Annotated in this window: 16 protein-coding genes; 10 read left to right on the top strand and 6 right to left on the bottom strand. The window is 60.8% G+C overall.

Going from position 1 to position 12888, the window contains the following annotated elements:
* The first annotated feature begins 36 nt into the window (after positions 1-36).
* The 5 genes from ACLB1Z_RS06905 (at position 37) to ACLB1Z_RS06885 (ending at position 3159) form a co-directional block, all read left to right on the top strand.
* Positions 37-477, top strand: coding sequence for a hypothetical protein (locus ACLB1Z_RS06905; protein WP_409562632.1), 441 nt, complete (start codon positions 37-39; stop codon positions 475-477).
* Between the two features lie 96 nt (positions 478-573).
* Entirely contained in the window at positions 574-1128 is a 555-nt protein-coding gene (locus ACLB1Z_RS06900; protein WP_409562631.1) for a DedA family protein, read from the top strand.
* Positions 1129-1239: 111 nt separating this feature from the next.
* Entirely contained in the window at positions 1240-1404 is a 165-nt protein-coding gene (locus ACLB1Z_RS06895) for a hypothetical protein (RefSeq protein ID WP_013946780.1), read from the top strand.
* A 70-nt stretch (positions 1405-1474) separates the two neighbouring features.
* Positions 1475-2839: a cytochrome P450 gene (locus ACLB1Z_RS06890; RefSeq protein WP_409562630.1), complete on the top strand. Its 1365-nt coding sequence runs from the start codon at positions 1475-1477 to the stop codon at positions 2837-2839.
* 161 nt (positions 2840-3000) lie between these two features.
* Entirely contained in the window at positions 3001-3159 is a 159-nt protein-coding gene (locus ACLB1Z_RS06885) for a hypothetical protein (RefSeq protein ID WP_409562629.1), read from the top strand.
* Here the strand turns inward: ACLB1Z_RS06885 and gatB are convergent.
* The 6 genes from gatB to gatC are packed head-to-tail and all read right to left on the bottom strand — an operon-like array spanning position 3156 to position 7494.
* Entirely contained in the window at positions 3156-4637 is a 1482-nt protein-coding gene (gene gatB, locus ACLB1Z_RS06880; protein ID WP_409562628.1) for an Asp-tRNA(Asn)/Glu-tRNA(Gln) amidotransferase subunit GatB, read from the bottom strand. The genes ACLB1Z_RS06885 and gatB overlap by 4 nt on opposite strands.
* Complete coding sequence (locus tag ACLB1Z_RS06875; protein ID WP_409562627.1) at positions 4634-4945, bottom strand: hypothetical protein; 312 nt, start codon at positions 4943-4945, stop codon at positions 4634-4636. Before ACLB1Z_RS06875 ends, gatB begins: the two co-directional genes overlap by 4 nt.
* Positions 4935-5285 carry a chorismate mutase gene (locus ACLB1Z_RS06870; protein WP_409562626.1) on the bottom strand — a complete coding sequence of 117 codons (351 nt, stop codon included), beginning with the start codon at positions 5283-5285 and terminating at the stop codon, positions 4935-4937. The genes ACLB1Z_RS06875 and ACLB1Z_RS06870 overlap by 11 nt, the downstream gene beginning before the upstream one ends.
* Positions 5286-5289: 4 nt before the next feature.
* A complete protein-coding gene (gatA, locus tag ACLB1Z_RS06865) occupies positions 5290-6789 on the bottom strand; it encodes an Asp-tRNA(Asn)/Glu-tRNA(Gln) amidotransferase subunit GatA (RefSeq protein ID WP_409562625.1) in 1500 nt (499 codons plus the stop codon).
* Positions 6786-7202 (bottom strand): hypothetical protein, encoded by a 417-nt coding sequence (locus ACLB1Z_RS06860; protein ID WP_013946773.1) that lies wholly within the window; start codon positions 7200-7202, stop codon positions 6786-6788. The genes gatA and ACLB1Z_RS06860 overlap by 4 nt, the downstream gene beginning before the upstream one ends.
* 4 nt (positions 7203-7206) lie before the next feature.
* Positions 7207-7494 carry an Asp-tRNA(Asn)/Glu-tRNA(Gln) amidotransferase subunit GatC gene (gene gatC, locus ACLB1Z_RS06855; RefSeq protein WP_013946772.1) on the bottom strand — a complete coding sequence of 96 codons (288 nt, stop codon included), beginning with the start codon at positions 7492-7494 and terminating at the stop codon, positions 7207-7209.
* Between the two features lie 209 nt (positions 7495-7703).
* On the opposite strand from gatC, the gene ruvX reads away from it, so the two are divergent.
* The 5 genes from ruvX to dprA all read left to right on the top strand — a co-directional run bounded on the left by ruvX (position 7704) and on the right by dprA (position 12566).
* Positions 7704-8204, top strand: a complete 501-nt coding sequence (gene ruvX, locus ACLB1Z_RS06850; RefSeq protein ID WP_409562624.1) for a Holliday junction resolvase RuvX — start codon at positions 7704-7706, stop codon at positions 8202-8204.
* A 211-nt stretch (positions 8205-8415) separates the two neighbouring features.
* A complete protein-coding gene (locus ACLB1Z_RS06845; protein ID WP_013946769.1) occupies positions 8416-9390 on the top strand; it encodes an aspartate carbamoyltransferase catalytic subunit in 975 nt (324 codons plus the stop codon).
* Positions 9387-10718: a dihydroorotase gene (locus ACLB1Z_RS06840; protein WP_409562623.1), complete on the top strand. Its 1332-nt coding sequence runs from the start codon at positions 9387-9389 to the stop codon at positions 10716-10718. Before ACLB1Z_RS06845 ends, ACLB1Z_RS06840 begins: the two co-directional genes overlap by 4 nt.
* Positions 10719-10768: 50 nt before the next feature.
* Positions 10769-11401 (top strand): glycerol-3-phosphate 1-O-acyltransferase PlsY, encoded by a 633-nt coding sequence (plsY, locus tag ACLB1Z_RS06835; protein ID WP_409562622.1) that lies wholly within the window; start codon positions 10769-10771, stop codon positions 11399-11401.
* Positions 11385-12566: a DNA-processing protein DprA gene (gene dprA, locus ACLB1Z_RS06830; protein ID WP_409562621.1), complete on the top strand. Its 1182-nt coding sequence runs from the start codon at positions 11385-11387 to the stop codon at positions 12564-12566. The genes plsY and dprA overlap by 17 nt, the downstream gene beginning before the upstream one ends.
* The last annotated feature ends 322 nt before the right edge of the window (positions 12567-12888 follow it).

Below are 12888 nucleotides of genomic sequence, written 5' to 3'. Positions count from 1 at the left end.
ACGACAACGGAATATATCTTGCGAAGCCCGCCGACTGTGCAGCGCCCCGAAAAGCCGCGTACCGCCTTGATGCTCGTCTTGGCGTCGTTGGCCGTTGGCGGCTGCGCGGGCAACCAGGCCGCTCTCGGCGATCCGGCGCGCGGCCTGAAATGTGTTGATGACAGCCACGTCTGCATCAGCCAACGCAAGATGGTCTACGATTCCTACATGGCGGATTCGACCCGCTCTTGGATCAATCAGCCCGCAGGTCCCCACGAATACGCATCCGGCGTACGCCTCATGGCCCTCAGCAAGAAGCGCAAGGAACTCTCCTGCGCCGAGTTGCAACACGGCAAAGAAGAGGCAGACCGTGGGCCAACCGTGTTGACGGGAGGCGCCTATGTCGGGATTACGTCAACTCAGGTCGCGCGCGGCGCGATGCTGTCCCGTGAAGTCTCGAAAGAACTCGCGAAGGAAATTGCGCGCCGATGCAGGTGAGGCTTGACGCGGCGCGTCGGCTCCCCATTTTGCCGTGATGGCGTTTTCGCCGTGCACGCCGACAAACAATAATAACACCAGCGCGAAAGCTTCAGAATGAGCGTGCATGACTTCGTCGATGCAATCGTCACTTTCGTAAGAGCGAACGAAAACTGGGCCGTGCCCGTCGCGTTCGCCGTAGCCTTTCTCGAAAGCTTCTGCTTTCTGTCCATTCTCTGGCCCGGCACCGCAATTCTCGTTGGAATTTCCGCGCTGCTCGCCAAAAGCGGTGTGGAATTAAGCGTGCTTTGGCCGGCCATCGTGGCAGCAGCAGTGGGCGGATCGTTTGGCTACGCGCTCTCCTATTGGATTGGCCTCTATTTCAAAGATGGCATCCGCGAGATGTGGCCCTTCAATCGCAACCCCGCGATGGTCGAGAGCGGACAGGCGTTCTTCGATAAGTGGGGTGCGCTAAGCGTGTTCTTCGGCCACTTCTTCGGGCCGATCCGGGCGGTCATTCCTGTCGTGGCCGGCATGTACGCTTTGCCGCAGTGGCAATTTCAACTCGCCAATATTGTATCAGCGTTCATTTGGGCGGCCGGCATTATTGCCCCATCCTATTTCGGCTTTGGCTATCTTCTAGGCACAGAATCCCCGCCCCCGGCCCCATAACGCAGCCCGAGCTTGCGCGACGCAGCGCGATCCCTTAGAGGAACGCCCAATGCTGCGCTTCGATGCGCGGCCTTCTCATCCACCCCTTTCCTGGCATCGAGGCCGTTTTTCATGTCTAAGACGTCGTTGAAGAATATTCAGAAGCAGAAGAAGAAAGCCCGCCGCACCATCGACCGTCCGGCTCAGTCGCGGATCCAGGGCAACACGGCCGCCGCTCGCAAGCGCCTCAAGAAGCTTTCCGGCATCGCCCGCGCGAAAAAGGCAGTGGCCGCCTAGACATCGGGCCGCCACTACCTAGCTATTACTCCGTCAACGCCGGCGCATCGTGACGACGTGAGCAAGCCTTATGACACCTGCGCTCTATCCGCCGACGGTGACACCGCCGGCGCAGCCTTTGCCGCTGCTTCCTTTCCTGAGGCGTTTCATCCGCAACCCGCTGCGGGCGATTCCTCAGGCGGTCTATGAAGAGCCGGTCGTTACCTATGGCAAGAAGCGTCCGCTGCTTGCCTGGGTGACAAACCCGGCGCTCATCGAAAACATTCTCGTCAAAAACGCCGAGCAGTTCCCCAAGACGCGCCTCGATCTGCGCGTCCTGCGGCCCATCGTCGGCGACGGCCTGCTGACCGCCCAGAACGAGAGCTGGCGCTGGCAGCGTAAGATTGCGAGCCCGCCGTTCCGTCACGCCGAGCTTTTGACGTATGTGCCGACGATGGTCGACGCGGCCGACGAATGCATCGCGCAATGGCGTCAGCGCGGTTCTGCGCCGTTCACGACCGACGTCGAAGCCGCCATGACCGATGCGACGTTCGCCGTCGTAGCGCGCACCGTCCTCGCCGGCATCAACACCGCCGAGGGCGATCGCATCAAGGCTTCGAGCCGTTCCTATCTCGATCCGATATCGTGGGAAGTTGCCGCGTCGATGCTGCAATATCCCGAAACCTATTGGCATCCCGGCAAAGCCCGCATGCGTCGTTCCGCAGACGAGCTGAGGGCAATCATGCGCCGCCTCGTCGCGCATCGCCGTAGTGGCGGAGCATCAGGCAACGATCTTGTCGCCCGCATGCTGGCTGCAAAAGATCCCGACACCGGCCAACCGATGTCCGACGACATGCTCGCCGACAATCTGGCAACCTTCCTGTTTGCCGGCCATGAGACGACCGCGAAGGCCCTCACCTGGACCCTCTATCTTCTCGCCCGTGCAACGGAATGGCAGGACCGTCTGCGCGACGAAATTTCAGCCATCGCAGGTTCGGCGCCGATCACGCCCGAAACCGTCACCAAATTGCTGACGGTGTCGCGCGTGCTGAAAGAGGCGATGCGCCTCTATCCGCCGGCTCCCGTCATGACGCGCGTCACGGCAGCGGAGATGGATATTGGCGGCAAGACGCTGCCGAAATCGACACTGATCGTCATGCCGATCTTTATCATCCATCGCCATCACGCATTGTGGGAAGACCCCAATCGCTTCGATCCGGATCGCTTTCTTCCCGAGAAGGAAGCTCGGTACGCGCGCACCCAATTCATGCCCTTTGGCTATGGCCAGCGCATTTGCATCGGCTCGTCGTTCGCCATCCTCGAAGCGACCGCCATCCTGGCAACGCTTCTACGCCACGCCCGTTTCGAATGGGACGGCAGGCTCGCGCCGGAACCCGTCAGCCGCGTAACGCTCCGGCCGAAAGGCGGCATGCCGCTGACCGTCCGCCCACTGTGAAGTTGCTCCACGCGCGCACCGGCGACGTTAGGAAAGCATTTACGCCGCGTTAGCGAAGTCCAAATTTTACTGTCGCAATTGCAGGCTTGGCGTGAGCGCGGCTGAAAACAGTCAGTGCTATGATTTGTCGCATCATAAGAACCGCCTCCAAGGAGAGGCCAATGACGATGACAAAAATAGCCTACCTGATCGCAGCAATCGCACCGGGCGGACTGATCCTACTGGCGTGCCTCGGCATCGCTCACGTCGCAATGACCGGCCTGAAAGACAGAAGGGCCAGACTGGCCCTTCAAAGGGTGCCGGTCAAAGCCGGACGTTAAATCCCGAGCTTGCCTTTCAGGATCTCGTTGACAGCGGCCGGGTTCGCCTTGCCGCCAGTCGACTTCATCACCTGACCGACGAACCAGCCGAGCATCGAGGGCTTTGCCTTCGCCTGCTCAACCTTGTCGGGGTTGGCTGCAATGATGGCATCGACGGCCTTCTCGATGGCGCCCGTGTCCGTCACCTGCTTCATGCCACGCTTTTCGACGATCTCCGCCGGATCGCCACCCTCGGTCCATACGATCTCGAACAAATCCTTCGCGATCTTGCCCGAGATGGCGTTGGAGCCGATCAAATCGACGATGCCGCCGAGTTGCGCCGCCGAAACGGGGCTTTCCTCGATCGGCTTGCCTTCCTTGTTCAAGCGCCCGAACAACTCATTGATAACCCAGTTGGCAGCGAGCTTGCCGTCGCGGCCCTTGGCAACCGTCTCGAAGTAATCGGCCGATGACCGCTCGGCGACGAGCACGTCCGCGTCGTAGCCCGACAATCCGAAGCTCTTCATGAAGCGCGTACGCTTCTCATCCGGAAGCTCCGGCAGCCCCGACTTCAAATCGTCGACGAAGCCCTGCGTCAGTTCAAGCGGCAGAAGATCGGGATCGGGGAAGTAGCGATAGTCGTGTGCTTCTTCCTTCGAACGCATCGACCGCGTTTCACCTTTGCCGGAATCGAACAGCCGAGTCTCCTGGTCGATCTTACCGCCATCTTCGATGATGTCGATCTGACGGCGCGCTTCGTACTCGATCGCCTGTCCGATGAAGCGGATCGAGTTGACGTTCTTGATCTCGCAGCGTGTGCCGAGTACGTCGCCCGGCTTCCTTACCGACACGTTGACGTCGGCGCGCAGGTTGCCCTTCTCCATGTCGCCGTCGGACGTGCCGAGGTAACGCAGAATGGTACGCAGCTTCGTGATGTAAGCCTGCGCCTGCTTCGACGAACGAAGATCTGGCCGCGAGACGATCTCCATCAGCGCGACGCCTGAGCGGTTGAGATCGACGTAGGAATAATCCGGATGCTGGTCGTGCAGCGACTTGCCCGCATCCTGTTCGAGATGCAGACGCTCAACTCCGATCTTCAGCATCTCGCCATCCACTTCGATCTCGATCTCTCCTTCGCCAACGATCGGCTGCTTGAACTGCGAGATCTGATAGCCCTGCGGCAAATCCGGATAGAAGTAGTTCTTGCGGTCGAACACGCTCTTCAGATTGATCTGAGCCTTGAGACCCAATCCCGTGCGGATCGCCTGCGCCACGCATTCGCGATTGATGACCGGCAGCATGCCGGGCATCGCCGCATCGACGAGCGACACATGGCTGTTCGGATCCGCGCCGAAGCCGGTCGAAGCGCCAGAAAACAGTTTCGACTTTGAGGCGACCTGGGCGTGGACTTCCATGCCGATCACCACTTCCCAGTCGCCGGTCGCGCCTGCGATGAAGTTTTTCGCCTTCGGCTTTTCAGCGACCTTCTGAGAACTCATTTTCCGCCTCCAGTCCGGGCCTTCATGGCGTAGCCGATAGCTGCATAGATAAAGCCGAAAATAAGGGACACGATGAACACACCCGCCGCAGCCCGGCCCAGGTTTGGCGCGTCCCAGATGCGCAGCAACGTCACGATGTAAAGCAGTGCCGCGCCGGCCGCCGCGCCGCCAAATCCGGCGATCAAAATCTTGGATTTATCATCAGCGCGCTGGCCGAGCATATACGCCACGATGATCGTTGCCGGATTGAAGATGCCGTAAAGCAGAACCTCTGTCAGCGGCACGTCCGGCTGAAAGTCAGGCCCCACCGTTTGCCCCCGGCTTGTCACTGCTGTCTTGCACCTGACGAAGCTTCTCTTCCTCGTACTGCACGAACCAACCGATCATGTTGCGCCACTGGGCGCCGACCATCTCGATCATCTCAGGCGGCATCCCCTTTTCGGCGGCCCGCGCTTTGACCCGATCGATGACCTGTTGAATGCGCCACTGAACGACGGCGCCTTCCCGCGTCGACATCTTGAGTTGCCACGCCCTGTCGACGTAGCCGTAGCGCTCGGTGATCAGATCGACGAGCGCATTATCGATCCGATCAATCTCGCTGCGCACCTGGGACATGTCTGCGCATTCCCACGGACGTTTTGGGTCCATGATCTTAGCCCTTCATCCACCATGCGTCCGGCACGGCAAACCGTCCGGCAGCGTCTTCAATAACCTGTGCGGTCCGAAAAAGCGTTTCCTCGTCGAACGGCTTGCCGATGAGCTGCAGCCCAAGCGGCGTGCCCTGCGAGGAAAGTCCGCCCGGAATGGACATGCCCGGCAGACCGGCCATGTTCACCGTCACAGTAAATATGTCCTCTAGATACATCGCCAAGGGATCGCCAGACTTTTCGCCGAATGCGAACGCGGGCGACGGCGTCGTCGGCGTCAGCACGACATCGACCGAATTCCAAGCGTCGTCGAAGTCCTTCTTGATGAGAGTGCGGACCTTCTGCGCCTTGAGATAATAGGCGTCGTAATAGCCCGCAGAGAGCACATACGTGCCGATCAGGATGCGACGGCGCACTTCCTTGCCGAAACCGGCAGCGCGCGTCTTCTCGTACGTGTCGATCAGATTGTCGCCGCTAACGCGCAGGCCGTACCGCATGCCGTCATAGCGCGCGAGGTTCGACGAACATTCCGCAGGCGCTACGATGTAATATGCGGGAAGCGCATATTTCGTGTGCGGCAGCGAGATGTCATGGATCGTCGCTCCGGCCGATTTCAGCCACGCGATGCCATCGTCCCAGAGCTTCTGAATTTCGGCCGACATGCCATCGACGCGATACTCTTTCGGAATGCCGACGCGCAGGCCTTTGACGCCCTTGCCAAGCGCCGCCTCGTAATCGGGAACCGGCGCATCGACCGACGTCGTATCCTTCGGATCGTGGCTCGCCATGGCTTTTAGCATCATAGCACTGTCGCGAACTGTCTTTGCGATCGGCCCGGCCTGATCGAGCGACGAGGCAAACGCCACGATGCCCCAGCGCGAGCAGCGGCCGTACGTCGGCTTGATACCCACCGTACCCGTCAGCGCTGCGGGCTGGCGGATCGAGCCGCCCGTATCCGTTGCCGTCGCCGCCAGGCAAAGGTTGGCCGCAACCGCCGACGACGAACCGCCCGACGAGCCGCCGGGAACAAGTTTGTCGGCCGACGTTTTGCCGTCCGAGCCTTTGCGCCGCCACGGGTTGACGACGTTGCCGAACGCGCTCGTCTCGTTCGACGATCCCATCGCGAACTCGTCGTTGTTGAGCTTGCCGAGCATGACCGCACCGGCGTCCCACAAATTCTGCCCGACCGTCGACTCATACGTCGGCTTGAAATCGTCGAGGATCTTCGAGCACGCCGTGGTGCGGATGCCGTTCGTGCAGAACAGATCCTTGTTGCCGATCGGCAAGCCTTCAAGCGGACGCGCATTGCCTGCTGCGATCCGCTTGTCGCTTTCTTTCGCCTGTGCGCGCGCGTGTTCCGGCGTCGGCAAGACGTAAGCATTCAGGGCGCCATTACCCTTGTCGATTGCCGACAGAAAGGCGTCCGTCAGCTCAAGTGCCGTGAATGACTTCTTCTGAAGCCCGTCCCGGGCTTCAGCCATGGTGAGTTTGGTAAGATCGGTCACCGCTCGACTTTCCCTTTTAAACCTTTGCAGCGCTCATAAACCAGCGCCTCCGTTCCGCTTCTGACCTCGATGCGGTCGGCATCCAGACGCGTGAACGTCACCGTCTGTGCGTATTCCTCTGCGCCTTCTGAGCACTGCATCTTGCCCTCGAAGACGTTCGACTTCACTTCGCGTAGCGCTGCAAAATTGCAGCCGCCTTCCCAACTTCCCGTTCCTTCACGCGTCAACGTCAGCGGATAGGTCGCGATGTTCGGCGCATCCTTGCCGTTCTGGATATCCTCAAGTTTCTTGCATCCGGTTGTCGGCGAGTACGTCCCGTCGCCGACGAACGCGGCGTCAAGCTTCGTTTCCTCAGCCTGCGCCATCCCGGAAGCCAGCATCACTGCTGCAACAGCAAGCAACGCGTGAAACATTCGGTCACTCCACGACCTTGGGCACCACGAAGAAATTGTCTTCCGCCATCGGCGCATTCGCCGTGATCTGGTCGGCGATCTCGCCGTCCGTCACGACGTCGTCCCGCATCTTGAGCTTTTGATCGACGACCCGCGTCATCGGCTCGACCGCCGACGTATCGACCTCATCGAGTTGCTTGACCCAGTCGAGAATGCCGGAAAGCTCTTTCTCGAGACCCTTGGCCTCCTCGTCGCTCACCTTGATACGGGCGAGGCGCGCGATACGGCGAACGGTCGCTTCATCGACCTGCATGAAAAGTCCCTTCAAGAAATCGGGGGATTGCGCCGCTCTCATAACCGGGCGAACGCCACCAATGCAACCAGCGGCGGCATTCCGCAAGGGGTTCAAGTCACGGAAACGGACCGGGAAAGCCGGATAAGGCCCATTGGCGATGCCAATTTGTCGCCGGACCTGCTAGAGCGTCGCGTCATGCCCCCTTTGCAGCCGAGATTAGGCGCCCTGTGACACAACCCACCGTTTCCCCGCCGTCGGGACTAACCACCGAAGATCACCATCACTTTCGCGTCGCCACGACCGGCGCGGGCCGGCTGATCGGGATCGACGCCGGAACGAAGACGCTCGGCCTTGCCCTGTCTGACGTACGGCGCACGATAGCGTCCCCCCTCGAAACGATCCGCAGGACAAAGTTCACGGCTGATGCGGCACGACTGTTCGCCATCGTCGCCGAGCACGGCGTCTCGGGGTTTGTGCTTGGCCTGCCGCGAAATCTCGACGGCACTGAAGGCCCACGCGCCCAGGCCACCCGTGCGCTTGCCCGCAACCTCAACAAGTTGTCGCCGCTGCCGATTCTGCTCTGGGACGAACGCCTGACGACCGCCGAAGCCGAACGCATGCTAATTGACGCCGATCAGACCCGCAAACGCCGCGCCGAGGTCATCGACAAGCTCGCTGCCACCATAATCCTGCAAAGCGCCCTCGACCGCCTGAAGCAGGACAACTGAGCGGCAATCGCCCAAATGTCGTCCTCGGGCTTGTCCTGAGGATGACAAAAGGCACAGCTGGTGACCCCGTCGAACGGTGCGCCACACTCGCCTTGTCCCCGACTTTCGGTCACACGAACCGTGGCATTTCAGGCTCCGTTAAGAGGTTTGCGATTGATGTCGCGCCCCGACCTTGCGGCCCCGCAAGACTCCCCCTATAGAAGCGCCTTTAATGACAACGAAATCGAATTCCAACGCGCTGAAGGTTTTTCCGCGCCGCCATTTGCTGACCTGCGAAGGTTTGTCAGCCAATGAGATCAATTTTCTTCTCGATCTCGCGGACCGGAACGCTGATCACATCCGCAACAATGGCCGCAAGCGGCAGGTCCTCGCGGGCCGAACGCTGATCAATCTCTTCTTTGAATCGTCGACACGCACGCAGTCGTCATTCGAGATGGCGGGTAAGCGCTTGAGCGCCGACGTCATGAACATGAATGTCGCGACGTCGTCCGTCACGAAGGGTGAAACGCTCGTCGACACGGCCGTGACGCTCAACGCCATGCGGCCGGATATCATCGTCGTGCGCCATCACGCGGCTGGCGCAGTCGAACTTTTGTCTCAGAAAGTCGATTGCTCGGTCATCAACGCTGGCGACGGCGCACATCAGCATCCGACGCAAGCCCTTCTCGACGCGCTGACGATCCGTCGCGCAAAAGGCCGCGTCGCCGGACTGACGGTCGCGATCTGCGGCGACATTCTCCATTCGCGCGTCGCGCGCTCCAACATCAACGTCTTGAACGCGCTCGGCGCTCACGTCCGCCTCATTGCCCCGACGACGCTTCTACCCTCCTCGCCCGAACGGCTCGGCTGCGAAGTTTTCACCGACATGTGGAAAGGCATCGAAGGCGTCGATATCGTCATGATGCTGCGTCTGCAGCGCGAACGGATGGAAGCATCCTACGTTCCCTCCAGCCGCGAATTCTTTCACTTCTTTGGCCTCGATCACGAAAAGCTCGCTCGCGCGAAGCCCGATGCGCTTGTCATGCATCCAGGGCCGATGAACCGCGGCGTCGAGATTGCCTCGACCGTTGCCGATCATTCCAGAAGCGTCATCCGCGAACAGGTAGAAATGGGCGTTGCAGTTCGCATGGCCGTTCTTGAAGCCTTGTCTGCGCACCTTCCCGGCTTCGCGGAGGATGCGCCATGAGAAAACCGATCGAAAAGCCGAAGAGCGTCGGCCCCGCAACCGTCTTCATCAATGCTCGCCTGATCGACCCGGCATCGAACCGCGATGAGCCCGGCGGCCTTCTGGTCAAGGACGGCTTGATCGCCGATCTCGGCAGCCATCTGCGCCGCAACGCACCGGAAGGCGCGTCGGTCATCGACTGCAAAGGTCACGTCCTGGCCCCTGGTTTGATCGACGCACAGGTCTTCACCGGCGAACCGGGTTACGAACATCGCGAAACGCTGAAAACCGCGAGCCATGCAGCCGCCGCAGGCGGCGTTACGACCATCGTCGTCATGCCGGACACGAATCCGGTGATTGATCAGGTCGCACTCGTCGATTTCATTCAGCGTCGCGCCCGCGACAACGCCCTCGTACACGTCCACACCATGGCCGCGATGACGAAAGGCCTGCAGGGCGAGGAAATGACCGAAATCGGTCTGTTGAAACGCGCCGGCGCCATTGCCTTCTCGAACGGCAAAGCGAGCGTGGTCAACACCCGCGTGATGCGCAACGTCCTGAGCTACTCCAAAGACTTCAACGCCCTCGTCGTGCATCACACTGAAGACCCGTATCTCTCGACAGGCGCCATGAACTCGGGCGAAGTCGCGGCACGTCTCGGCCTCTCCGGCGTTTCTAAGATCTCCGAGACCATCGCCCTCGAACGCGACGTTCGCCTCGTCGAAATGACGGGCGGGCGCTATCACGCCGCAACGATCAGCTGCCAGGAAAGTCTCGACGTCATCAAGGCCGCCAAGGCAAAAAAACTGCCTGTCAGCTGCGGTGTCTCGATCAATCATCTGACGCTAAACGAGAACGACATCGGCCCGTACCGCACGTTCTTCAAGGTGCGTCCGCCTCTGCGGCGCGAGGAAGACCGCGTCGCCATGGTCCAAGGTGTCGCCAACGGCGATATCGACATCATGGTATCGAGCCACGACCCACAGGACGCCGACACCAAGCGGCGACCATTTTCGGAAGCCGCCGACGGCGCCGTAGGCCTCGAAACGCTGCTCTCTGCCGCGCTCCGGCTCGTTCACTCCGGCGACATGACGCTGTCGGCCATGCTGAAAGCGCTGACCATCAACCCCGCGCGACTGCTCGGTCTGCACTCCGGCCGACTTGCGAAGGGCTCCATTGCCGACCTCGTCCTGTTCGACCCCGGCGAACCCTGGGTCGTAAACAAGGATCTCCTGCGTTCGCGCTCCAAGAATACGCCCTTCGATGAGGCCAAGATGCAAGGCCGCGTCTTGAGGACGATGGTCGCGGGCCAGACCGTTTATGAATACGCTGGCGTCGAACGCACCTAAGCATTACCTCTCTCGGCGACGCTCCATTTCGCACACGAGAGATTCCACTCATGAGCTTGTTGTCACCCTTGGCTTTGCTGACGGACAACGGCTCATGGCAGCCGCACGCTGTGGCGGCACTTCTAGGTTATCTGCTCGGCTCCATTCCGTTCGGCCTACTGCTGACACGCGCCGCCGGATTGGGCGACATCCGCAGCATCGGCTCGGGCAACATCGGTGCGACCAACGTCCTCCGGACGGGCAATAAAAAGCTCGCCGCCGCGACGCTTCTGCTTGATGCCGCCAAAGGCGCCGCCGCCGTCCTGATCGCACGCGCCTGGCTCGGCGAAACCGCCGCGATGGTGGCCGGTCTCGCAGCCTTCCTCGGACACATCTATCCGGTTTGGCTTGGCTTCAAAGGCGGCAAGGGCGTCGCGACGTACCTCGGCGTTCTCATTGCCCTCGCTTGGCAACTCGCACTGCTTTTTGCCGTGCTTTGGCTTGCAGTTGCGAAAGTCGGCAAGATATCCTCGCTTGCGGCCATCGTTGCGACGATTGCCGTTCCCGTTGCCGCCTGGATTTGGGGAGAACGCGCGCTCGCCATCACCGTCACGTTGATGAGCATCGTGGTGCTCATCAAACATCGCGCCAATATCGAACGTCTGATGGCTGGGAAGGAGCCGCGGATTGGCTCCAAAACCTGATCAGCCCGAGCTTTTCATTCCCGCGCCGCCGCCTGCCGGGCTCTCCGACGAAGAACGGATTGCCTGCCTGCGCCTGATCCGCTCGGAGAACGTCGGGCCTGTTACCTTTCGCGATCTGATCAATTACTATGGTGGCGCAGCAAAAGCGCTGGAGATCCTGCCGACGCTGTCACGGCGTGGCGGCTCAGGGCGGCCGATCCGAATTTGCCCAAAAGCCGACGCCGAACGCGAACTCGCGACTGCTGCACGCATCGGCGCAATGCCGTTCTTCACCGTGGAGCGCGACTATCCGCAGGTTCTGGCGGGCATCGAAGCTCCCCCGCCTATGCTTTATGTGAAAGGTGATCTGGACCTGTTGAAACGGCCGTCCATAGCGATCGTTGGCTCGCGCCAATCCTCAGCGGCAGGCATGCAACTAACCAGATTGTTTGCGAGCCAATTGGCGGAAGCAGGCTTCGTCATCGTGTCCGGCCTTGCCCGCGGCATCGACAAAGCCGCGCACGAAGCGTCTTTGGGCAGCGGAACGATCGCTGTGGTCGCCGGAGGCATCGACTGGGTCTATCCGCCGGAACACGCCGAGCTTCAAGCCCGCATCGGTACGGAAGGCTGCCTCGTCACGGAACGCCCTCCCGGATTGAAACCCCGCGATAAGGACTTCCCCCGGCGCAATCGCATCATTGCGGGCCTCGTCTACGGCGTCGTCATCGTCGAAGCCGCCGCCCGCTCGGGCACGCTGGTCACTGCGCGCTACGCGAACGAGCTCGGCCGCGAGGTCTTCGCGGTCCCCGGCCACCCACTCGACCCGCGCGCTGAAGGCACTAACCGCCTGATTAAGCAGGGCGCCACTCTGGTGACGGACGTCTCGGACATTATTGAGGTCTTGAGGCCGATCCTTGGTGTCGAAGAACGCCGGTTCGATTTCACTGACCGAGAGCCACAACCGACCGCCCTCCCATCACCTCCCGCGCCCGAGATGGCATCGGAAGATGTTCTGAATGCCGTTCTGACGGCTCTAGGACCTGCGCCCGTCGCCACTGACGCCATCGCCCGCCAAACGGGCCTTAACGTCCAAGCCGTCCAGGTTGCCCTCCTGGAACTCGATCTGGCGGGGCGCATCGAGCGGCAGGGGCAAAGCCTGGTCGCCCTGAAGGCGACTGCGATTTGAGCCCTACGACCGCTCCTTGCGCTCGTTAGGAGCCTCGCCTGAGCGTCTCGCGCTGTGCCTCGGCGTGCGATATCGCGAGCATGCGAGACAGCTTCCGGCACCCATGCTGGTCCGCCATTTGCTGCAATTGTCCCAGCAAATCAGCGAGATACTCAAGCCGTTCCCGCCGGTCATCCCTCGAACCGCCGGAAAGCCGATTATGATGCAAATCGTCCATTGTGCTTGCGATCATTCCCACCACCATCCATATCCGGAGTACATCTTACTCTCCGAATGATTGCAATATAAATAAATACACAATTTAAAATTGAAAATCGGCCGA

This window comes from Hyphomicrobium sp. MC8b (assembly GCF_905067615.1).
Taxonomy (GTDB): domain Bacteria; phylum Pseudomonadota; class Alphaproteobacteria; order Rhizobiales; family Hyphomicrobiaceae; genus Hyphomicrobium_B.
This window is presented reverse-complemented; position numbering and strand designations above follow the sequence as displayed.